Raw genomic sequence first — 22,482 nt, forward strand, 5'->3', positions numbered from 1 at the left:
GTCGTGCGACGCCAAACCTGCGCGCACGCAATGAGGCTGTTCCCTAGATCATTCCAATCAAAATGAATTCGGAATTCATCATTCAAGGCGGCGTGCGCCTGGGCGGTCAGGTTGTTGCTTCTGGCAACAAAAATGCGGCGCTGCCGCTGCTGGCTGCCAGCTTGCTTACCGAAGAGCCGCTGATCCTGCACAACGTGCCGCGCATCCGTGACGTGGAAATCATGGCGCGCCTGCTGCAGACGCTTGGCGTGTCGGTAGAGTGGATTGCGCCCAATAGCCTGCGCCTACAGGCAGCCGACGTGAACGCCCGTGCGCTGAGTCGCGACTTGTGCAGAGAGATTCGCGCCAGCATCTTGCTGGCCGGCCCGATGCTGGGGCGCGTGGGCAGCATCAACCTGCCGCCGCCGGGTGGCGATGTGATCGGCCGCCGCCGGCTCGACACACACTTCCTCGCTTTCAACGCCCTCGGCGCAAGCATCAGCGTCAACGGCGAATTTCAGATCCGCACTTCCGGCCTGACCGGAGCCGATATTCTGCTCGACGAAGCCAGCGTGACGGCCACCGAAAACGCCATCATGGCAGCGGCGTTGGCGAAGGGCGTCACGGTGCTGCGCAATGCTGCCAGCGAGCCGCACGTACAAGACCTGTGCCGCTGCGTGAATCGCATGGGAGCGCACATCGAGCACATCGGCTCGAACACGCTGGTGATTCATGGCTGCGACCGGCTGGGCGGGGCGGAGTTCACGCTGGGCGCCGACAACATCGAGGTCACCAGCTTCATCGTCATCGGCGCGCTCTGCGCCGATGAACGGGGGCTGTGGATTCGTAACGCCGACCCACAGCACCTGGGCATGACGCGGCTGGTGTTGCGCCGGCTCGGCATCCGCTTCGAGACGCACGGCGCGGACGTCTTCGTGCCGGGCAGTCAGCGCCTGGTGGTCGAGCCGGAGTTCGACGGCTATATGCCGAAAATTGACGACAACCCCTGGCCGGCCTTCCCCGCCGACGCCATCAGCTCGGCCATCGTGGCCGCCACGCAGGCCGAGGGCAGCGTGCTTTTTCACGAGAAGATGTACGAGAGCCGCCTGTACTGGGTGGACAAGCTCATCAGTATGGGGGCGCGCATCGTGCTGTGCGACCCGCACCGCTGTGTGGTGCAAGGGCCAAGCCGGCTGCGCGGCGAGCGCGTGCAAAGCCCGGATATTCGCGCCGGCGTCGCGCTGGTGATCGCGGCGCTCTGTGCTGAGGGCGAGAGCGTGATCCAGAACGTGCAGCAGATTGATCGCGGTTACGAGCGCTTCGAGGAGAAGCTGCGCGCCATTGGCGCGCAGATCGAGCGCCGGCCGATTTGAAGCCTCACCGGGGTCACCGCGCCGATGCGCGCGCCGGCGCGGGCTGCTCCGCGACCTTGTGACGATGGGCCAGTGCGCGGATCAACAACAGTCCGTTCGCCAGCCAGGTCATGACGATGGCGTTCCACATCATGGCCGGCGTGAGCGCCGCCGGATCGCCGTTGATCCAAGGCAGCGGTGGGTAGTAGCCGTAGCCGCCCAACCGACCAGGCGCGATCGGCGCGTAGTCCACGATGTCACTGAGCACGAACCACCCGAACGCGAGGAGCGAGTCGCGCACGCCGGGCCGCGCGTATTGCAGCAGCAACAGCCCCATGATCGTCAGCCCGAGGTGCGTAACGAACATCACCGGCCCGCTGAACACGCCGCTGAGTTCGACGTTGCCGGTGCGCGCCCAGTACAGCGCCCAGAACGACATCGTCCACACACCGTATTTGATGCAGAACACCGCTGCGAGCTGGTTGAGCAGGTTGCTGGTGCGGTTCAGGTGCATCAGGATGAAGGCGATGCCGAACATCAGCGCCGCCAGCGGACAATCGGGGATGAACGGGTATGCCCATAGCGGCGCGTTGACCTCGCCGAAGAAGCTGCCATACCAGCCGACCGTGCCGAAGACGAACGCAAAAACACAAGCGCCGAACGCCGACCAGGCCAGCGCTGGCGTGCAGATCACCCAATCGCTCAATGTGCGAATCCACCGCATCGGTCACCTCGTGGCCGGAAGTGTAGCGCAGATGCACGAAGCGAGCCCGCATGGTTGCATCAGGCCGCCGAACTCATGGGGCTGTTCAGACGAGTTACAAATGAACCATTCACCTGTCGCGGGTAGGCCACTGTGAAGCAGCTAGCGCTCAACGCACTTGGAGCGCGTTGAGCGCTATTTGGTCTGACAGAATGCTACGATTGCGACGAATCTCTTCGACACAGGAGCGATGCACGATGCGCTTGGGAATGAGCGGATGCTTCTTGCCCGCAGACATGAACGATCTGACGCCGGAGCTATGCCGCCGAGTGCGCGCGCTCGGCTTCAGCGGCATCTTCACGCGCTTCGCCGCCAACGATCCGCGCGAAACACCGCGCCATGTTGCGCAGCGCGTGCGCGATATCTTGGCTGGCGAAGGTCTGCGCATGTATCAGGCGACCGGCTACTGGCAGAACATGATCACGCCGGATGAGAGCGTCCGATGCGAATCGGTGCGCGTGATCCAGGCGGCGCTTCGGCTGGCTGGATGGATGGGCGCGCGGGCGATAGACACCGGACCTGGCTCGATGCATCCCGACAGCGCCGGCGTACATGCTGCGTCATGGTGGCCGCATCCATACAACTGGACGGCCCAAGCACGCCACCAATTGGTGAAGACGCTGAAAGAGTGCGCCCCGGCTGCCGAGGATGCCGGTGTGTATCTCTGTTTGGAAGGCGCACAGACGGTGACGTTGGAGAACGCGCGCGTGACCCGCGAGGTGTTGGATGAAGTCGGCTCGCCTTGGGTGCGCAGCGACTATGACTCGGCCAACTGGCTGACGTTGAAGACGGTATACGACTCGGCAGCGGCGATCGCATCCGACTTCGACACGCTGGGTGAATACATCGTCAGTTGCCACGCCAAAGACGCCTGGCCGGTCAACCATCTGAACGTTCGGGTGGATCAGGGTTGTCCGGGGCGGGGGCTGGTGGACTTTCGAGCGCTCTTCCGGCACATGGAAGCGCTTTCGCCCGATTATCCGGTGATCGCTGAGGGCAACACAACCGAAGAGCTACCGCAGGTGAGCGCGCTCTTCCATCGCATCGCCGACGAGCTCGGCATTCGCGTGTTGGATGATGCCTGATGAATCTCCGATCTCGGAAGCGCACCGGGCGCATTCGCACCTGGACTCCGTTCCGCGCCTATCTGTGCCGCGAATGGGGCAGAACGCGCCCAGCGTACACTTCTGACCCCACTGACGAATGCCCCCAAAAGCGCCCCGTGAGGTGAGTCCGCGCTAGAATCCGCGCATGGCGCTCAACGGCTTCATTGACCTCCGATCCGACACGTTGACCATACCCACGCCGGCCATGCGCGAGGCGATGGCAACCGCCGAAGTGGGCGACGACGTGTTCGGCGAAGACCGCACGGTCAACGCGCTGCAGGAGCTGGCGGCCGAGAAGTTGGGCCACGAGGCGGCGTTGCTGGTCAGCAGCGGGACGATGGGCAACCTGACAGCGCTGCTCGCGCACTGCGGACGCGGCGACGCGGCGATCGTTGGCGATGGGTCGCATGTCTACACCAACGAGGCCGGCGGATTGGCCGCCATTGGGGGCATCTTGCCGTATGTCGTTCCCAACCAACCGGACGGCTCGCTCCGGCTGGAAGACATCGAAGCGGCCATTCGCCCCGACAACGCCCACTTTGCGCCGGCCCGCGTGATTGCGCTGGAGAACACACACAATCGGATGAGCGGCGCTTATCTCACGCCAGAGTACACGCGCCAGGTTGCCGATCTCGCCCATGCGCGCGGATTGAAGCTGCACATTGACGGCGCGCGCATCTTCAACGCGGCTGTGGCGCAGAACGTGGATGTGAAAGCCCTGGCGCAGTGCGCCGATAGCGTGACGTTTTGCCTGAGCAAGGGGCTGAGCGGCCCGGTCGGCAGCGTGCTGTGCGGGTCGAAGGAGTTCATTCGCATCGCGCACAAACGGCGCAAGGCGCTGGGCGGGGGCATGCGCCAGGCCGGCGTGATCGCCGCGGCTGGCATCGTGGCGCTAGAGCAGATGGTCGAGCGCCTGCGCGACGACCACGCAAACGCGCGCATCCTGGCTGAGGGCATCGCCTGCGTCGAGGGGTTGCACGTCAACCTGGCTGGGGTGAAGACCAACATGGTGTATTTCGACCTCGATCCGGCTTTGCCGTTCGACGCCGCCGACTTGTGCAAGCGCGCCGCCGCCGAACGGGTGAAGATGCTGCCGACTGGCCCGCGCCGCATCCGCGCCGTGACGCACTGCTACGTCTCGCGCGACGAAGTGGTCGAGGCGGCGCAGGTGATTGCGCACGTCACGCATGACGGGCGTGGGCGGGCGGCGGACGGCAAGGTTCATGCTTACTGATGAATCAGCCGGCATCTACCCGTCGTGTATGCTGTTGGCCATGGCGACGCTGCTCGTCATCCTTGCTCATCCCGACGATGAATCGTTCGGTCCGGGCGGCACACTGGCCAAGTATGCCCATCACGGCGTAGCCGTGCATTACCTGTGTGGCACGCGCGGCGAATCCGGCACGGTGGACGCCGAGCGCCTGAATGGCTATGCCGACGTCGCCGAACTGCGCATGGCGGAGTTGGCGTGTGCGGCGAAGGAACTGCGCCTGGCGGGGGTGCACTTCCTGGGCTACCGCGACAGCGGCATGGCCGGCGCGCCCCACAACGGCATGGAAGGAACGCTGCACGCTGCGCCTCTGGATGAAGTAGCTGGACGCATCGCCAGCTTCATCGAGCGGTTGCGGCCCGACGCGATCATCACGCATGATCAATACGGCGGCTATGGCCACCCTGATCATGTCAAGCTGCATCAGGCGACTATGCGCGCTTACGAGCTGTTGTATGGTATCGAATGGAAGCTGCAGCCCGACGGCCTGTGGTCGGTGGTCAAGCAAAACGCGCCGGCGCCGCGCCTCTACTTCACGATTATCCCGAAGCGCCTGCTCAAGCTGGGCGTGCGCGTCATGCCGCTGCTCCGGCAAGACCCGCGCCGTTTTGGTCGTAACAAGGATATTGATCTGGTGCAAATTGCTTCTTGGGACGTGCCGGTCACGACGCGCATAGACACGCGGCGCTACGCTCGCATCAAGCAGGCCGCATCGGATTGCCACGCCAGCCAGCAACCGCCGGCGAGGGGAAGCCGGATCGTGCGCTTCCTGTTCCGACGCAATTCGAGCTTCGAGTATTTCGCGCGCGCCTATCCGCCCTATCGGCGCGGCGAGAAGTTGGAGACGGGGTTGTTTGGGGATTAGAGATTAGAGATTGGAGATTGGAGATTGGGGATTGGGGATTGGAGATTGGAGATTGGGGATTGGGGATTGGGGATTGGGGATTGGAGATTGGAGTCTAATCCCTAATCCCCAATCCCCAATCCAACGGACTATGGGCATCGTTTTCTTCGATATGGATAAAACGCTGCTGGATGCAAGCAGCGGCGCGCTCTACGTGAAGTATTTGTGGCGGCGAAACATGATCTCCACGCGCGAGTTGATCGGCGTGATGATGATCAGCATGCAGTACTCGCTCAACCTGCTCAACTTTCCGAGGGCGATGGCGCGCTTGAGCCAGCGCGTTCGCGGCGGCGATGCAGCGGCGACGAAGCAGTTGTGCGATCGGTGGGTGGAGGAGGATGTGCTTCCTCACATTGCACCGAAGGCGCTGGCCCGGCTGAGGGCGCATGAGCAGCAGGGTGACTGCGTCGTTCTGCTTTCGGCCTCGACGCAGTTTGCCGTCGAGCCGGTCGCGCGCCATCTGCGCATCCCCTACCGCTGTACGGAGCTGGAGATCGTCAACGGCCGGTTCACCGGCGGCATTGTGGGCGAGCCATGCTACGGCGAGGGTAAACGCATCTGGGGCGAGCGCATCGCCGCCGAGCGTGGTGCGTCGCTGAGCCAGTGTACCTTCTACACCGACTCGTATTCCGACCGCGCGTTGTTGGATGTTGTGGGTCATCCCGTCGTGGTCAACCCCGACCGGATGCTGAGGCGCTACGCGCGAGAGCGCAGTTGGCCGATCGAGTATTTTTACTGAGGCGCTTGCATCCCTCCCCCCTGTCGCTACAATCCCGCGCAATCGTCCATCCTAATAGAGCGAAGAGGTGAGAACCATGAAACGTACACGCGTTCTGCCGGTGACATGTCTCGTTGCCACGATGTTGAGCGCCTGCGCCGCGCCTCCGCCACCACCACTGGCCTCGTCTGCCACGGCGGCGCCGCAAGCGGAGCAGCCGACGGCCGCGCCGGCTGCCGGCCAGAAAGATCTTCTCGACATCATCAAAGAGCGCGGTGTGATGCGCGTCAGCACCGATGCGAACTATGCGCCACAAAGCTATTTCGACGAGAAGACCAAGACCTGGACCGGCTTCGATATTGATGTGGCCTATGAGGTGGGCCGGCGGCTGGGCGTCAAGGTGGAGTTCGTCACCCCAGACTGGAGCGCGATCACGGCCGGCAACTGGGCCGGCCGCTGGGACGTGAGCATCGGCAGCATGACCATCACCCCCGAACGGCAGAAGGTGCTCGACTTCACCCCGCCGTATTACTACACCGCGGCGCAGTTCGGGGTGCGCGCTGACCTGAAGGACGCCATCCAGGACCTCAGCGACCTAGAAGGCAAGACGGTGTGTGTGGGCGAGTCTACCGTCTATGAGCAGTACCTGAATGGCACGCTTGAAATGGAAGGTGAGGTCATTCCGCCGCCGAAGAATGCGAAGGTGGCGACGGTGAAGACGGACCTGGAGTGCATTCAATCCATGCAGGCCGGCCGCAAGGACTACGACGCCGTGCTGACGGCGGCCAACGTGCTGGCCGACGCGATCAAGAAAGGCGCGCCGGTGGTGACGCTCGGTCCCACCGTGTTCGCCGACCGGGTGGGCATCAGCATTGACAAGGCCGCGCAACCCAACGCCAAGTTCCTGGCGGCGCTGAGCAAGATCGTCGAGGACATGCACGCCGACGGCACGCTGTCGGCCATCTCGAAGAAGTATTACGACGGCTTCGACCTGACCAAGCTGACGAAGTGACACGCAGCATGGTGCGGAGCATTTCGCCGTGGGATCAGCTCAGACCCTGAGGTGCTTCAAGAACCTCGGGGTCTGATTGGTCGAGGGATCCGGCCCTGACGACATCCTCGAGATCGCCCTGTTTCTGACGTTACTGCATGGACGCTCCGCTCTATCCCTCACCTATACGAAGCGAACCGCGTCCTCCGCGCGCCGCGCTCTCTTTCAAAGCCCAAGTTGCCCTCGTTTGGGTCGCGATCTTCGCTTGCATCCTCGCCTTTCTGGCCGCAATTCGTCTGGACACCACGTTCATGCGCGAGTGGTGGGGGTTCATTGTGTACGGTGCCGGCACGGACGACATCTTCCGCGTGGGCATCGTGATGACGTTGTTCATCTCCGTCGTCTCGATCACGTTGGCGGTTGTCTTTGCGTTCTTCGGGGCGCTGGGCCGGCTGTCGAAGAACCCCATCGCCTACGGCATCGCCACGTTCTATGTCTCGCTCATTCGCGGCACGCCTTTCCTGATCCAGATCTTCCTGCTGTTCTTCGGCCTCCCGCAGATCAACCAGCAGCTCAACAAGCTCATCCCCGGCTTCGAGCAACAATATCCCTTCATCAGCAGCCTACTGTTGCTGCCCGCCGTCCCTACCGGGATTCTGGCGCTGGCGATCAACTACGGCGCCTACATGACCGAGACCTTCCGCGCCGGCATCCAGTCCATCAGCAAAGGCCAGAGCGAAGCGGCGTATGCTCTGGGCATGTCGCCCTGGCAGACCCTGCGACTGATCATCTTGCCGCAGGCCTTCCGCGTCGTCATTCCGCCGGTCGGCAACGAGTTCATCGCCATGACCAAAGACTCGGCGCTGGTCTCGGTCATCGGTGTGCAGGAACTGCTGTGGCGCGCCCAGAAGGTGGGCCAGCAGTATTTCCATTCGATGGAGACGTTGCTGATTGCCGCAGCGTTCTACTGGCTGCTGACCATCCTGTTACAAGCTGGCCAATCGCGCATCGAGCGCCGGCTGGCCCGCAGCGACCGGTGATCGCCGGCGCGCCTTTCTCCGTTTTCAGCTTGCCCTCATTCGGCGCTCATACGCCCGCGTAACATTCGCAGGCGAATCTTTCGCCTGCGAATGATATGACGACCGCTGCCGTGCGTTCCCGCAAACGGCCATCTCGGACGACCCCTGATTTGGCTATCGAGATCCGCATTCTGATCTCCATCATCGCCAAATTCAACCTGCGCGCCATGGAGCAGCGCCTCAACGAGGCGCTGCCGGGCATGAGCGTGTTGCAGTATGGTTTGCTGCGCCGACTGGCGGATGAGCCGTGTACACTCAGCGAGTTGAGCAACCATATGCTGCTCACCCCGTCCACGCTGGTGCCGGCAGTAGATAAGCTGGAGCGCGAGGGGTACCTGGTGCGTGGCAAAGACCCGAACGACCGCCGCCGCGCGCCGCTGATCGTCACCGAGGCCGGCCGACGGGCGCTCCAGGCGATTCCACCCATCCATGACGACGATGCGTTCATCCGCTCCGTCGAGGTGCTGGGGACCGAACGCGCGAAACGCCTGCGCGCCCTGCTGCATCAGTTGCTCATGGCCATGACGGATGATCCGGCACTCGTAGAGGCGCTGCTGGCCAATCGGCCAGAACGAAAGTGCAGGGGTTGACAAAGCCCGCATGAGTTCTGCGGAGAGGAGGCATCGAAACGATATGCAAAACACCCAATTGCCGCGAAGCCGCCGGGGGCGCCCCGATGCGCCGCCGGCCGATCCCAAGGCCATCCGCAGGTCACTGGCCTATCTTCAGCGTTATCGCTTGCAGGCTGCGCTGCCTTACCTCTTCCTCATCATCGCGACGCTGGCGCAATTGGCCGTGCCCAAGCTGGTCAGCAATATCATTGACGCCGTCACCGTCGGCGCCCGCGCACGCTTTTTGCTCGACGCAGCAGCGCAACTGCCGGAGGCCATGGCCGCTCAGGCGTTGCCGCGCTTGCTGGCCGCCGCCAACTTGCCTGCGGATTGGTCGCTGCAGCAACTCACCGATCGGCTGAATGCCGACGTTGCCGACGCGCCGGCGATGCTGGTGTCCGCCGGGCTGGCGATCGTGCTTTTCGCTGCCGTGCGCGGCGTCTTCGCCTTCTTGCAGGCGTTCTGGGCGGAGAAGAACTCGCAAGCCGTAGCCTACGATCTCCGCAACGACCTCTATGCCAAAATCCAGCAGCTCTCCTTCGCCTACCACGATCGGAACCAGACCGGACAACTGATGATCCGCGCGACCGATGACGTGGAGAAGGTGCGCCTATTCATCGGCCAGGGGTTGATGCAACTCGTCGGCGCGCTGATCCTGATCGTGGGCACGTTGATCATCCTTTTCGTCACCAACGCACAACTGGCGCTAGTCACATTGCCGATCCTGCCGATTGCGCTCATCCTGTTCATGGTGTTCGGCGCGGTGAGCGGGCCGTTGTTCGCCAAAGTGCAGATGCGCCTCTCGGTGTTGAACACCATCCTGCAGGAGAACATCGCCGGCATCAAAGTCGTTAAGGCGTTCGCCCGCGAACGAAGCGAAGAGGAAAAATTCGAGCGCGCAGCGACCGCGCTGATGAACCAGCAGCTCAAAGTCTCACGCTTGTTCACCTTCCTCTTCCCGGTCATCTTCATGGTGGCGAACCTGGGACAAGCGGCGGTGACCTATTTCGGCGGCGTGCAGATTGTCAACGGCGCGTTGACGCTGGGCCAGTGGCAACAGTTCAGCCTGTATTTGGTGTATCTGTTCCTGCCCATCGCTCAGCTCGGCATCATCGTCACGCAAGTGGGACAGGCCGGCGCGTCGGCCGCGCGCATCTTCGAGATCCTCGATGCGAAGAGCGACGTGACCGAAAAGCCGGATGCGATTTCGCTGCCGCCCGTCCGGGGCCGCATTGAGTTCGATCATGTGACCTTCCGCTATGCTGGCAGCGATGCGCCAGCGCTGCAAGAGGTCAGCTTCACCGTTGAGCCTGGCCAGACCATCGCCTTGCTCGGCGCGACCGGATCCGGCAAGACCAGCATCATCAACCTCATCCCACGCTTCTACGATCCTAATGCGGGCAGCGTGAAGATTGACGGCTACGACATTCGCGATGTCACGCTTGACTCGCTGCGCTCGCAGATCGGCATCGTGCTGCAGGAGACGACGCTGTTCAGCGGCACGATCCGCGACAACATCGCCTTCGGCAAGCCCGATGCGACGATGGACGAGGTGATTGCCGCCGCTCAGGCAGCGGCGGCGCACGACTTCATCATGGCTTTCCCGCAGGGCTACGACACGCCGGTGGGCGAGCGCGGCGCGACGTTGAGCGGTGGTCAGAAACAGCGCATCGCCATCGCGCGTGCCTTATTGCTCGATCCGCGCATCCTCATCCTCGACGACAGCACCAGCAGCGTGGACCTGGCGACCGAGGTGCGCATCCGGCGCGCGCTCGACCGGCTGATGAAAGGGCGCACCAGCATCGTCATCGCCCAACGCATCAGCACGGTGATGAACGCGGATCAAATCCTGGTGTTAGACAAAGGCCGGATCGTCGCACGCGGCAAGCACGAAACATTGCTCGAAGAAAGCCCGATCTATGCCGAGATTTATCGCTCGCAGTTGGTGGATGACGCGCATCAGGATGCGCGGCCATCGTTGGCCGCGGCGACGGCGTAGGATTCATCACGCGCCGCGCGACGGCTCGGCGCGAAGTATCAGCGTCAGATGTGAAGCGCAAGCGCAGGACGCACCAGAGGCGAAAAGATGTTCAATAACCCCGAAGCCATGCGCCGAATGATGAGCCAGACGGCGCCCAAGCCGACCCACGTCTTGGTGACGCTACGGCGTCTCTGGCGCTACTTCCGTCAGCAGTGGCCGATTTTGCTGGCCGTGCTGGCATTCATGATCGTGTCCACGTGGGCGCAGGTGATCAACCCGGAGTTGATCGGCCAGACGGTGGACTGCTACCTGACGCCGATCGCATCAAGCGTGATGCAAGCGCCGGCCGGCCCAGTGCAGCAGAACGCACAGGCCAATTGCTGGCTGGCGGCCGAGGCGCCCCCCCAAGGCTTTACGCAAAACCTGATCCGATCGGTGTTTTTGGCCGGCGGCTTCCCTTCGCCGTCGGAAGCAATCACGCTAGGCGACCGCATCGCCGGCCTCGGCCGCCTGACGCTGTTCATCGTGTTCTTCTACGTCATCGGCGCTGCACTGACCGGCTCGATGTTCTTCAGCATGGCCTGGGTGGGCCAGCGCGTGCTGCGCGCGATGCGCATAGATGTGTTCAAGCACTTGCATCGCCTGTCGCTGGGCTACTACACCAAGCATGATGCCGGCGACCTGATGACGCGCATCACTGCCGATGCCGAGGCGATCCAACAGGCGCTCGGCTTTGCTTTCGTCAACGTCTTCAGCGGTGCGCTGCTGTTGATCTGGATCGTCTATAAGATGCTGACGCTGAGCCTGCCCTTCGCGCTGCTGAGCATGGCGGTGCTCCCTTTCATGATCGGGGCCACGTTCTGGTTCTCGTCGCAGGCGCGCCGGGCCTTTCGCCAAAGCCGTAAAGAGATGGGCAGCGTCAACGCCGAACTGCAGGAGACCATCGCCGCTGTGCGCGAGGTGCAGGCCTTCAACCGCGCCGACGAGAACATCGAGAACTTCAAAGTGGTGAACGCGGCCAACCGCGACGCCAATGTGCGCGCGGTGTCGTTCACCAGCGCGCTCGCCCCGACGCTCGAAGCGCTGGGCTACGTGGCGTTGGCCATCGTCACGTGCGCCGGCGGCGCAGCGTTGCTCGGCAGCGGGACGCTGCTCGGCGCGACGGTCTCTCTCGGCTTGATCATCGCCTTTCTGGGTTACGTGCAGCGCTTCAACCAGCCGATCCAGCAGATCGCCGTGCTGTGGACCAATCTGCAGAACGCCATCGCCGGCGCCGAACGCATCTTCAACTTACTCGATGAAAAGCCGGACATCGTGGATAAGCCGGGCGCCATCCCCATGCCGCCCATCAAGGGCGAAGTGACCTTCTCGCATGTGACGGCGGAGTACAACCCAGGCGAACCGGTGCTCCAGGATGTGAGCTTCACGGCCCAGCCGGGTCAGACCATCGCTATCGTTGGGCCGACCGGCGCAGGCAAGACCACCCTCGTCAACCTGATCCCGCGCTTCTACGACGTGACCAATGGCGCCGTCATGATTGATGGGGTTGACGTGCGCGATGTGACTCAGGAGAGCCTGCGTCGGCAGATCGGCATCGTGCTACAGGACACATTCCTGTTCAGCGCGACGGTGATGGAGAACATTCGGTTTGGGCGTCCGGACGCAACGGATGAAGAGTGCATCGCCGCAGCGAAGCTGGCGCGCGCCGACCAGTTCATCGAGCGCCTACCGCAGGGCTACCAGACCGTGCTGGGCGAGCGCGGCGCGGGCCTGAGCCAGGGACAGCGCCAACTGCTTGCCATCGCTCGCGCGACGCTGGCGAACCCGCGCATCCTGATCCTGGACGAGGCGACTTCGTCGGTGGATACGCGCACCGAGCGGCTGATCCAGGCGGCCTTCGATCACCTGTTGCAGGGCCGCACCAGCTTTGTCATCGCGCATCGGCTGAGCACGATCCAGAACGCCGATATGCTGCTGGTGTTGAACAAGGGGCGCATCGTCGAGCGCGGCACGCACCGCGAGCTGCTCGAACGCAAAGGCTTCTACTACGAGCTGTACATGAGCCAATTCTGGCGCGGCGATAGCCCAACCGATGGCGACGATGGTCGCGCCCCTGCGCCGGAGGACATGGCGCGGGCGCCAAAGCTGCAGCCGGCGTGACGCGGCGCCGTCGCGACCTTCGCAACATCGCCTATCCCCCGTGGTTGTGCATGAAGTGACGTCGCCCACTACAATGGGCGCCATCATGACCACACCTCTGAGCTTCGACCTAAACGGCAAAATCGTCGTCGTCACCGGCGCGGGGAAAGGCATCGGCAAATCCATCGCGCTTGTCTGCGCGCAGTGGGGCGCAGATCTCGCCCTGGGCAGCCGCACGGTTGAGGAATGTGAGGCTGTCGCGGCCGAATGCCGGGCGCTCGGCCGCCGCGCCGAAGCGTGGCGCTTAGATGTGGCTGACCTGAACAGCATTCGCGCGTTCGTAGACGCGACGCTGGAGCACTTCGGCCGGATTGACGTGCTGGTGAACAACGCCGGCTACAACGCGCCCAAGCCCGCTCTCGATTACACCGAGGAAGATTTCGACCGCATCTCCGATGTGAACTTCAAGGGCGCGTTCTTCATGACCACCACGGTGGTTCGCAGCATGATCGAGCGCGGCGTCGCCGGGCGCATCATCAACATCACCTCGCAGGTCGGTGTTGTCGGCGGGCCGCTGCGCTCGATCTACGCCGGCGCCAAGGGCGCAGTCGGCCAGCTCACCCGCTCGCTGGCTGCCGAGTTCGCGCCGCATCGGATCACTGTCAATGCGGTCGCGCCGACGTTCACGCGCACCGAGATGCTGGAGAAAGCGCTGCAGAACCCCGCCTTCGCGAAGAACCTGGAGAAGATTCCGATGGGACGCATCGCCGAGCCGGAGGAGATCGCCGGCGCGGTGGTCTTCTTGGCCTCGGACGCGGCGCGCATGATCACCGGCCAGGTGCTGTGCGTGGATGGTGGCTACACGGCGATCTGAGCGACGCATCACGTGGTGCGTCCTTGGGCTTGCGTCTAGCGTCTTTCGCCTCAAGTGTGACGTTTTGCGTTTGACTTCATCACCCCACTATGCCTACGCTGCATCGCGTTGCAGTGATTGGCTGCGGCCTGATCGCGCGCAACCACATTCGCGGCTATCTGGACTGCGGCCGCTTCGAGATCGTCGCGCTGGCCGATCTGAACACCTCGGCCATGCACGAAGTGGATCAACAGTTCCGCATCCTGCCCCGGCATTACACCGACGCACGCGAGATGCTGAAGCGGGAGAAGCCCGATGTCGTCTCGGTCTGCACCTGGCACATCGGCCACGCGACCTGGACGATCGCCGCGGCAGCGCACCGTCCTAAAGCCATCTTGTGCGAAAAGCCGATGGCCGATACGCTCGGTCGCGCCGAGCAAATGATCATCGCCTGCCGGCGCAACCAGGTTAAGCTGGCCATCGCGCACCAGCGCCGCTTCCTGCCGGCCTACACCCTCGCCCGCGAGTGGATCGCTCGAGGCGCCATCGGTCAGGTGCAGTTGATCCAAAGCCTGGGTGGCGACGGCTTGCCCAACTTCAGCTCGCATCAAACGGACATGTATCGCTATCTGTTGGGTGATGATGAGTGCGAGTGGGTGATGGGCAACGTCGAACGTAAGAGCGACCGGTATGAGCGCAACACGCGTATCGAGGACTGCGCGATCGGTGTGTTTCAGTTTCGCAGCGGCGCGCGTGCACTGCTATTGAGCGATCTCGTCCCTCACTATTTTCAGGGCGCGTTGATCGTCGGCAGCGCCGGCATGATCCAGTTGACGACGGAACAGGCGCAACTTCTCAACGCCGAGACCAACGGCCGGTGGCAGACCCACACACCGGATGGCAAGTTCTTCAAGGCCGCTGAGCAGGGCGCGCAGTTCGAATGGCTGGAGGGTGGCGCGGCGCAGGCCGATGAGTTGGCTGATTGGATCGAGGGCAAGATCGCGACCCATCGCGGCGAAGCCGCCCACGGCTACAAGGCGCTGGAGATGATCCACGCCGTGTACGAATCGGCGCGCTGCCATGAGAAAGTGACGCTGCCGTTGCAGACGCGCGTCAACCCACTCGATCTGATGGTCGAGTCGGGTCATCTTGTGCCGCAGCGGCCGGGGCGTTACGACATTCGCGCCTTCCTGTTGCGTGGTGAGCGCATGATCAGCGACGACGAGCCGGATGTCTATGCCCCGCTATGAGCAAGATCCGCATGGCGCAATACGGCACCAAGCATGGCCATGCCGAAGGCAAGTTGCTGGCCATGCAGACCAACCCGCAGGTCGAGCTGGCCGGCGTATACGAGCCTGATCCCGCGCAGCGCAAGCGGCTGTCGCGCGAGAGTGAATCGTTCCGGCGCGTCCACTGGTTCGATGATCCGCGCGAGATGCTCGACGACCCGACCATCGTTGCCATCGCCTCGGAAGGGCTGAACGCAGAGGGCCTGGCGCACACCGAGCAGATCGTGCGCGCAGGCAAACATGTGTGGTACGACAAGCCGGCAGGCGACGATTGGGCGCATTGGCAGCGCGTCGTCCACCTCGCCGAACAGCAGGGCGTGCACATCCAGATGGGCTACATGTTTCGCTACCACTACGGCTTTCAGCAAATCGCCGAATGGGTAAAGAGCGGACTTCTAGGCGATGTCTTTGCCGTCCGTGCGCACATGTCCACCTGGCTCACGCCGGCGGCGCGCGAGGTGATCAGCACACACGCCGGCGGCATCTTCTACGACCTGGCCGGCCACATGCTCGATCAGATCGTCTGGTTGCTCGGTCGGCCGCAGCGGGTGACAGCCTTCCTGCGCAACGACAGCGGCATCGTGCCTGCGTTCAAAGACAATACTCTGGGTGTGTTCGAGTTCGAGCGCGCCATCGCCTTCGTGGACATCGCGGCGATGGAGCCGCGACCGATGGCGCGCCGGTTCGAGGTCTATGGCATCAAAGGCAGCGCGATTTTGCTCGACCCGTTCGAGCCGGCGCGCGCGTTGCGCTTGTGTCTGGAAGAGGCCGGCGGCGGCTTCGAGGCTGGCGAGCACGTCGTCCCTGTGTCGCCGCAATCTCGCCAGCAGCTCTACAACCTGGAGTTGGAGGCGTTCATCCGCACCATCACGGGCGCGCAGATGCCTGACCGGCCGCTCGCGCATGAGTTGCTCGTACAGGAGACGTTGCTGCGCGCGACGGGCGGCATTCCCGAACCGGCCCACCTTGCGCGTTGAAGCGTAATGGTAAAATTGGCGTCGTCAATTCTCCGGTGACGTAGCTCAGTCGGTAGAGCAGGGGACTCATAAGCCCTTGGTCACAGGTTCAAGTCCTGTCGTCACCATCGCAGCCCGGCCGCTTCGGCGTCGGGCTGGTCGCTTTTGAAGCGGCGCAGGTTGTGCTAAAACCGGCGCATCATGCGCATCGCCGATTTTCACGTCACCCCCATCGCCATCTCGGATCCGCCGTTGTTGAATGCCGCCGGCCTGCACGCGCCGTATGCGTTGCGCGTGATCGTCGAGGTGGTGAGCGACGACAACATCTACGGCGTGAGCGAGCTGCCCGGCGGCGCAGATGTGCTTGCCGATCTCGAAAGCGTGCGCCACTTGGTTGTGGGCCGCGATCCGTTCCGGTTGAATGCGATCGCGCGCGACATCGAAGCGCACTTCGGCAGCGCGACGAGCGGCGACTGGCAACCCATGCGCACTACCATTCACAGCCGGCGCGCGGCGCGGGCGTTCGGCGCGGTCGAGGTCGCCTGCCTGGACTTGATCGGCAAAGCGGTTGGCAGGCCGGTGTGCGACCTGCTGGGCGGCAAGGTGCGCGACCGCGTGCCGTTCTCAGCGTACCTGTTCTACAAGTACGAAGGTGCCGGTGGGGAATTGGGCTTTGCCATTGATCCAAAGGCGACCGACTGGGCTGCCGCGCGCCAGGCGGCGGCGCTCACCCCCGATGGCATCGTCGCCCAGGCGCAGGCGATGTGTCGCGAGTTCGGCTTCAAGTCGCTCAAGCTGAAGGGGGGTGTGTTCGCGCCGCAGATCGAAGTGGACACGATCTTTGCGCTGCGCGAGGCGTTCGGACCGCACACGCCGCTGCGACTGGATCCGAACGCGGTGTGGTCGGTTGAGACAGCGATCCGGTATGGCAAGCAAATGGAGGGCGCGCTGGAGTATCTCGAAGACCCGACCCGTGGGCAGGAGGGCATGGCGCAGGTGGCGAAGGCAGTGAATATCCCGCTGGCGACGAACATGTGCACCACGTCGTTTGAGGACCTCCCCGGCAGCGTGCGGCTGGGCAGCGAGCACATCATCCTAAGCGATCACCACTTCTGGGGCGGGCTGCGCGCGTCGGTCGAGCTGGCGCGCATCTGCCGCACGTTCGGGCGCGGGCTTTCGATGCACTCGAACAGCCACGTCGGCATCTCGCTGCGGGCGATGGCGCATCTGGCAGCCGCAGTGCCCAATCTGACCTACGCCTGCGACACGCATTATCCCTGGCAGTGCGAAGAAGTGATCGTCGGCGGGCGCCTGCAATTTGACGATGGCGATTTGGTCGTCGGCGATGCGCCTGGGCTGGGGGTCGAACTCGACCGTGCCATGCTGGCCAGGCTGCACGAGAACTACGTCAAGTGCGGCTTGACCGAGCGCGACGACGAGGCCGAGATGCAGAAGGTGCAACCGGGCTGGAAATTCATGGAGACGCGCTGGTAAGGTTGATACTTCAGCTCCAGCCGCTTGCGCCTTTCACGCTCCACACCGCACCGGTGGTGTAGGTGTTGCGTTCCGAGGCCAGGAAGGCGATCACCTCGGCGATCTCTTCGGCGTCGGCATAGCGGCCGATCGGCACGCCAGGGTTCTCCAAGTGTTCCTTGGAGAAGCGTGGCACGACCATCTGGGTCAGCACGCGCCCTGGCTCGACGCCGTTCACGAACACGCCCTGGTTCGGGTAAGCGTTGCCAAGCGCCATGATGAGCGACCAGACTGCGCCCTTGCTTACGCCGTAGGGGACGTTGTGTGTCGCCCCCAGCCGGGCGCCGCTGGTGATGGTCACGCAACGCCCCCAGCGCTGCCGGAGCATATGCGGGATAGCCGCTTGATGGCAGTAGAAGACGCCATACACGTTCACTTTCATGATGCGGTCGAAGTAGTCGCTCGTCATCTCCAGGAAAGGCGTCTCTCGACCGAAGATCCCGGCGCAGCAGATCAAGATGTCGAGCCGGCCGAATGTCTCGACCGCCTGTGCCACCATTGCGTGTACGGCCACCTCGTCTGCGGCGTCGGTTTTGATGAACAGCGCACGCTGGCCGAGCGCTTCGATAGCGGCCAACGTTTCGGCGGCTTCGGCTTCGTCTAGGTCGGCGATGACGATGTCGCGGCCCTCTTCGGCCAGGCGAATGGCTGCCGCTGCGCCGATGCCGCGTCCGCCGCCGGTGACGATGGCCAGCCGGCGCTCTTTCGGTGCAGCGAAACGTAGGTTGGACATGGTTGATGATTTGGACGATTGAATGAGCTGAGTTGCACACTATACTCGCGGCGATGATCTATGACGTAGACGTTGCCGTGATCGGTGGGTGGTAGCTTGGGAGGTGTAGCAGCGGCGCTGGCGGCGTGTGAGGCCGGCCGATCCGTCGTGCTGACCGACACATTGAGACCTGGGGTGGCACACGCAGCTACATGGCGCTGCGCGAGGCAATCCGCGCGCATTACCGGGCGCGCTATGGCGTGCCGACCATGCCCGATGGCCGGCCACTCAACCCCGGCGATGGCTGGGTGAGCCGGCTGTGCTTCGAGCCGCGCATCGGGTCGGCTGCGCTGCAGGCGATGCTTGCACTGCATATCGCGAGCGGCCGATTGGCCATCTTGCTCAATAGCACACCGCAGTCGGCGGTGGTGCGAGACGATCGCGTGGTCGAAGTTCGACTGCAGACCGTTGCTTCAGACGCATCTGCTCGAGCTGCTATGGTCGCTGAGCTTGCCGAAGTGACGATTCGTGCACGCTTCTTCCTGGACGCCACCGAATTGGGCGACCTGCTGCCGTTGACAGGGACGGAATACGTCACCGGCGCAGAGTCGCGTGCCGACACCGGTGAGCCGGACGCGCCGCCCGGAGCGCGACCCGGTGAGGTGCAAAGCTTCACCTACTGTTTCGCGGTCGAATATTGCCCTGGCGAGCGTCACGTGATCGAAAAGCCCCTGGCTATGAGTACATGCGCGATGCACAACCGTACACCCTGGTGCTGCGCAAACGGGACGGCAGCCCGCGCCCGTTCAAGATGTTCGCGCCGGGTGTCACCGGCTTGCCGTTCTGGACGTGTCGCCGGTTGCTCTCACAGGCGTTGCTCGACCCGCACGGGAACATGGCCTGCGTGATCTCGCCCTGATCAACTGGAACAGCAATGACTATCACTGGCGCAGCATCATTGACGTTTCGCCCGCGGATCGGGCGGCAGCGCTGGACGAAGCCAAGCGGCTTTCACTTGGCTTCCTGTATTGGCTGCAAACCGAATGCCCGCGCGACGAGGGCGGCTTCGGCTACCCTGAACTGAAGCTGCGGCCCGAGGTGATGGGCACGCCCGACGGCTTGTCCAAGTTCCCTTACATCCGTGAGTCGCGCCAGATCGTCGCGCTCACGCGCATCGTCGAGCAGGACATCTTGGCGGCGCTGCAGCCGGACGCCAAGCAGGCGGCTTGGCCCGACTTGGTCGGCGTCGGCTGGTATCCCATGGATCTGCATCCGGCCGTCGGCAATCCCCGAATCCATGTTCGAGCCGACCCTGCCGTTCCAGATCCCACTTGGCGCGCTCATCCCGCGTCGCACGGAGAACCTCATCGCCGCGTGCAAGAACATCGGTGTGACGCACTTGACCAACGGCGCCTATCGCCTGTATCCGGTCGAGTGGAACATCGGGGAGAGCGCCGGCGCGCGGGCTGCGCTCTGCTGTGAGGCGGGGGCCATAGCGCGCCGCGTGCGCGACGACGCGATGCAGCTTGTGCGCTTTCGGGAGCGGCTGAGCGAGCGCAGCGTCCCACGGGATCTCGGTTGCCGTGGCCATTGACAAGCGCCGCACATCTCGTTAACATCTGCGTCAACAGGTCAAGCGATGCCCATGCGTTCACGTCAAATCACGAAATCACGGCGCACGACTCATCCGATGTGTCTCTGCTGCATCGGGAAGGCGTGCTTGTGTACCGCGCGGGCGAGCCGGCCTGGAACCGACCAGCGCAGGTAAGCCCGCGCGCCCTTTTTGCCCGCGTCTATCACGCTCCGTCGCTGCAGTGCGCGCGCACTGCTCTTCTCTTGAAGTGTATCTTTCGTTGGCGCCGGAGTTCGTCCTTCGGCGTTGTTATCCCTGAACTTGAGGTCAATATGAACCGTTTCTTCAACCGATGCGCTTCTGTGCGGAGAAGCAAACTGAACCTTTTGAGCGTCTTTGCAGCGTTGGCAATGGCCGTATCGGCTTGCGCAGTGCAACCGCCGCCGGCCGCCAAGTTGCCCGACCAGGCTGCGCCAGCCCAGCCGGCGGCTTCGACTGAGCCGATCTACATCGGCGTGAGCGGCCCGCTCACCGGCCCGAATGCGCGCTACGGCGTGCAATGGAAGAAAGGATTCGACCTTGCGCTCGACGCGATCAACGGCAAAGGCGGTGTGCGTGGGCGCAAGCTCGAATACATCTTTGAGGACTCGCAGAGCGACCCGAAGCAATCCGTCGTCGTGGCGCAGAAGTTTGTCGCCGACCCCCGCATCGTGATCGAGCTAGGCGACTTCAGCAGCCCGGCCTCGATGGCCGCTTCGCCGATCTATCAGCGCGCCGGCCTGGTGCAATTCGGCTTCACCAACTCGCACCCCGACTTCACCAAGGGCGGCGACTACATGTGGAGCAACTCCGCGACGCAGGCCGACCTGTCGCCGGCGCTGGCGGAGTTCGCGCACAACACGCTGGGCCTGAACCGGCTGGCGGTGTTCTACCTGAACACCGACTGGGGCAAGGCCACCTATGACCTCTTCCAAAAGCACGCTCAGAAGATCGGCGCGGAGATCGTCGCTGCCGAGGCGTATCTGCCCGACGAGAAGGATTTCCGCTCGGCGCTGACGCGCGTGCGCGACGCCCAGCCCGACGGCATCGTGCTGATCTCGTATCAGGCCGACGGCGCGCAGATCGTGCAGCAGTTGGCGACTACCGACCTCAAGGTGCCCATCGTCGGCGCGTCTTCGCTGCACTCGCCGGATTTCCTGCGGCTGGGTGGCGCTGCGGTGGAAGGCGTGTACATTCGCGGCCAGTTCTCGCCCGAAGACCCCCGCCCAACTGTGCAAGCCTTCGTGCAGGCCTATCGCGCCAAATACAACGAAGAGCCGGACTTCTTCGCCGCCCACGCCTACGACACGATGAACATCGTCGCGGCGCTGATCGAAATCGCCGGCCCGGACCGCAAGGCCATCCGCGACGCTTTCACCAAGATCAAGGATGTGCCCAGCGTGATCTACGGCAAAGTGACCTTCAACCCCGAGACGCGTCGTGTGGCCAACCCGCAGTTCGTGGACCTGATCGTGAAGGACGGCAAATTCGTCACTTGGGACGGCAGCCAGAAGGCCGGCCGGTGAGTCAGGGCTCAGAGGCTCAGAGACCAGTTTTCTAGCAGGAACTGAGTCTCTGAGCCGGAAGATCATCATGAACATGAACAAACGCGAGCGCGTGGAAGCCGCGCTCAAGGGCGAACCGGTAGATCGGGTGCCGGTGTCGGCTTGGCGGCATTTTGTGCCCGAGGAAGTCTCGGCCGAGCGATTAGCTATGGCCAGCCTCGCCCACTTTCGCGCGTTCGATTGGGATTGGCTGAAGTTGAACCCGCGCGCGACATACTACGCCGAAGCGTGGGGCAACCGCTACGATTTCGGCGACTACGCCTCGGTCTTCCCCAGGCTGGTGGATGGCCCGATTCGCTCGCCGGCCGACCTCGACCGACTCGAGCCGGTGGATCCCAAAGGCGGCGTCTTTGCCGAACATCTCGACCTGGTGCGGCGGGTGAAAGCCGGCATCGGCGAAGCACACTTCGTGCAGACGGTGTTCTCACCGTTGTCGGTGCTGGCGTTCCTGATGGCGCGCGCGGATCAGCACGACGCCGGCCAGTTGATCCAGGCGCAGTACGACGGCATCCGGCGCGCCATCGCCGAGAATCCACAGGGGGTTCACCACGCGCTGAGCGTGATCGCCGACGCGCTGGCCGGCTACGCCGCTGCGGCGGTGGACGCCGGGGCCAGCGGCATCTTCTTCGCCATCGTCAAGCTTGCCCGTCGCAGTGTGCTGACGGAAACAGAATATGCCCAGTTTGGCCGGCCCTACGACCTGCGCGTGCTCGGCGCGGTGCAGGGCGCGCCGTTCAACCTGTTGCATGTGTGCGGCCCGCAGGTGTACTTCGACGCGGTGATGGACTATCCGGTGCATGCCATCAATTGGGCCACGCTCAACCAGGACAACCCCACCGTGGGCGCGGCGCAATGTCTGACGCAGCGCACACTCGTCGGTGGGGTGGACGAGCTGAAGACGCTGCAAACCGGCGCGCCGGATGACGTCATCGCCGAAGCGCAACAAGCCATTCGCGCCACCGGCGGACGCCGCTTTATGCTGGCGCCGGGTTGCGGCGTGAGCGTGGACGCACCTGAGGCCAACTTGCACGCGCTGCGTCGCGCCGCCGAGCTGCCTCTATCGGCCTGA

General features: G+C 63.6%; 20 protein-coding genes, 1 tRNA gene and 1 pseudogene. 20 read left to right on the forward strand and 2 right to left on the reverse strand.

Annotated features, from left to right (window positions below; translation table 11 throughout):
• The first annotated feature begins 62 nt into the window (after window positions 1-62).
• The gene (murA, locus tag GXH28_RS04700; protein ID WP_169237863.1) at window positions 63-1,352 is read left to right on the forward strand and encodes a UDP-N-acetylglucosamine 1-carboxyvinyltransferase; all 1,290 of its coding nucleotides are present in this window, start codon (window positions 63-65) and stop codon (window positions 1,350-1,352) included.
• Window positions 1,353-1,365: 13 nt separating this feature from the next.
• On the opposite strand, the gene GXH28_RS04705 is transcribed toward murA, so the two are convergent.
• The gene (locus GXH28_RS04705) at window positions 1,366-2,055 is read right to left on the reverse strand and encodes a DUF1405 domain-containing protein (protein ID WP_169237864.1); all 690 of its coding nucleotides are present in this window, start codon (window positions 2,053-2,055) and stop codon (window positions 1,366-1,368) included.
• A 275-nt stretch (window positions 2,056-2,330) separates the two neighbouring features.
• Here GXH28_RS04705 and GXH28_RS04710 point away from each other — a divergent pair, with 275 nt between their 5' ends.
• From GXH28_RS04710 to GXH28_RS04775, 14 genes are all read left to right on the forward strand, one after another.
• Window positions 2,331-3,179, forward strand: a complete 849-nt coding sequence (locus tag GXH28_RS04710; RefSeq protein WP_169237865.1) for a sugar phosphate isomerase/epimerase family protein — start codon at window positions 2,331-2,333, stop codon at window positions 3,177-3,179.
• 166 nt (window positions 3,180-3,345) lie between these two features.
• Window positions 3,346-4,434 (forward strand): low-specificity L-threonine aldolase, encoded by a 1,089-nt coding sequence (ltaE, locus tag GXH28_RS04715; RefSeq protein WP_169237866.1) that lies wholly within the window; start codon window positions 3,346-3,348, stop codon window positions 4,432-4,434.
• Window positions 4,435-4,474: 40 nt separating this feature from the next.
• Window positions 4,475-5,335: a PIG-L family deacetylase gene (locus GXH28_RS04720; RefSeq protein ID WP_240550187.1), complete on the forward strand. Its 861-nt coding sequence runs from the start codon at window positions 4,475-4,477 to the stop codon at window positions 5,333-5,335.
• Between the two features lie 130 nt (window positions 5,336-5,465).
• The gene (locus GXH28_RS04725) at window positions 5,466-6,113 is read left to right on the forward strand and encodes an HAD family hydrolase (RefSeq protein ID WP_169237867.1); all 648 of its coding nucleotides are present in this window, start codon (window positions 5,466-5,468) and stop codon (window positions 6,111-6,113) included.
• A 76-nt stretch (window positions 6,114-6,189) separates the two neighbouring features.
• Window positions 6,190-7,104 (forward strand): transporter substrate-binding domain-containing protein, encoded by a 915-nt coding sequence (locus GXH28_RS04730; protein ID WP_169237868.1) that lies wholly within the window; start codon window positions 6,190-6,192, stop codon window positions 7,102-7,104.
• 137 nt (window positions 7,105-7,241) lie between these two features.
• Window positions 7,242-8,123, forward strand: coding sequence for an amino acid ABC transporter permease (locus GXH28_RS04735; protein WP_169237869.1), 882 nt, complete (start codon window positions 7,242-7,244; stop codon window positions 8,121-8,123).
• Between the two features lie 149 nt (window positions 8,124-8,272).
• Window positions 8,273-8,752 carry a MarR family winged helix-turn-helix transcriptional regulator gene (locus tag GXH28_RS04740; RefSeq protein WP_169237870.1) on the forward strand — a complete coding sequence of 160 codons (480 nt, stop codon included), beginning with the start codon at window positions 8,273-8,275 and terminating at the stop codon, window positions 8,750-8,752.
• 43 nt (window positions 8,753-8,795) lie between these two features.
• Window positions 8,796-10,772, forward strand: a complete 1,977-nt coding sequence (locus GXH28_RS04745) for an ABC transporter ATP-binding protein (RefSeq protein WP_169237871.1) — start codon at window positions 8,796-8,798, stop codon at window positions 10,770-10,772.
• A gap of 87 nt (window positions 10,773-10,859) precedes the next feature.
• Window positions 10,860-12,914, forward strand: a complete 2,055-nt coding sequence (locus GXH28_RS04750; RefSeq protein WP_240550188.1) for an ABC transporter ATP-binding protein — start codon at window positions 10,860-10,862, stop codon at window positions 12,912-12,914.
• Between the two features lie 85 nt (window positions 12,915-12,999).
• Entirely contained in the window at window positions 13,000-13,767 is a 768-nt protein-coding gene (locus GXH28_RS04755; RefSeq protein ID WP_169237872.1) for an SDR family NAD(P)-dependent oxidoreductase, read from the forward strand.
• Between the two features lie 89 nt (window positions 13,768-13,856).
• Window positions 13,857-14,996: a Gfo/Idh/MocA family protein gene (locus GXH28_RS04760; protein ID WP_169237873.1), complete on the forward strand. Its 1,140-nt coding sequence runs from the start codon at window positions 13,857-13,859 to the stop codon at window positions 14,994-14,996.
• Window positions 14,993-16,012 carry a Gfo/Idh/MocA family protein gene (locus GXH28_RS04765; RefSeq protein WP_169237874.1) on the forward strand — a complete coding sequence of 340 codons (1,020 nt, stop codon included), beginning with the start codon at window positions 14,993-14,995 and terminating at the stop codon, window positions 16,010-16,012. Before GXH28_RS04760 ends, GXH28_RS04765 begins: the two co-directional genes overlap by 4 nt.
• Window positions 16,013-16,046: 34 nt before the next feature.
• Window positions 16,047-16,119 (forward strand) — tRNA-Met (locus tag GXH28_RS04770).
• Between the two features lie 73 nt (window positions 16,120-16,192).
• Complete coding sequence (locus GXH28_RS04775) at window positions 16,193-17,485, forward strand: enolase C-terminal domain-like protein (RefSeq protein WP_169237875.1); 1,293 nt, start codon at window positions 16,193-16,195, stop codon at window positions 17,483-17,485.
• A 10-nt stretch (window positions 17,486-17,495) separates the two neighbouring features.
• Here the strand turns inward: GXH28_RS04775 and GXH28_RS04780 are convergent, their stop codons facing one another.
• Window positions 17,496-18,257: an SDR family NAD(P)-dependent oxidoreductase gene (locus GXH28_RS04780; RefSeq protein WP_169237876.1), complete on the reverse strand. Its 762-nt coding sequence runs from the start codon at window positions 18,255-18,257 to the stop codon at window positions 17,496-17,498.
• A gap of 248 nt (window positions 18,258-18,505) precedes the next feature.
• Here GXH28_RS04780 and GXH28_RS16950 point away from each other — a divergent pair, with 248 nt between their 5' ends.
• From GXH28_RS16950 to GXH28_RS04795, 5 genes and pseudogenes are all read left to right on the forward strand, one after another.
• The gene (locus GXH28_RS16950) at window positions 18,506-19,144 is read left to right on the forward strand and encodes an FAD-dependent oxidoreductase (protein WP_445082642.1); all 639 of its coding nucleotides are present in this window, start codon (window positions 18,506-18,508) and stop codon (window positions 19,142-19,144) included.
• Window positions 19,086-19,475 (forward strand): annotated as a pseudogene (locus GXH28_RS16625) (FAD-dependent oxidoreductase); the annotation flags it as partial. The gene GXH28_RS16950 and the pseudogene GXH28_RS16625, both read left to right, overlap by 59 nt.
• 58 nt (window positions 19,476-19,533) lie before the next feature.
• Window positions 19,534-19,830: an FAD-dependent oxidoreductase gene (locus tag GXH28_RS16630; RefSeq protein WP_255464521.1), complete on the forward strand. Its 297-nt coding sequence runs from the start codon at window positions 19,534-19,536 to the stop codon at window positions 19,828-19,830.
• A gap of 389 nt (window positions 19,831-20,219) precedes the next feature.
• Window positions 20,220-21,374, forward strand: coding sequence for an ABC transporter substrate-binding protein (locus tag GXH28_RS04790; RefSeq protein WP_169237877.1), 1,155 nt, complete (start codon window positions 20,220-20,222; stop codon window positions 21,372-21,374).
• Window positions 21,375-21,447: 73 nt separating this feature from the next.
• A complete protein-coding gene (locus GXH28_RS04795; RefSeq protein ID WP_169237878.1) occupies window positions 21,448-22,482 on the forward strand; it encodes a uroporphyrinogen decarboxylase family protein in 1,035 nt (344 codons plus the stop codon).

This window comes from Candidatus Roseilinea sp. NK_OTU-006 (assembly GCF_012931985.1).
GTDB lineage: Bacteria > Chloroflexota > Anaerolineae > J036 > Brachytrichaceae > JAAFGM01.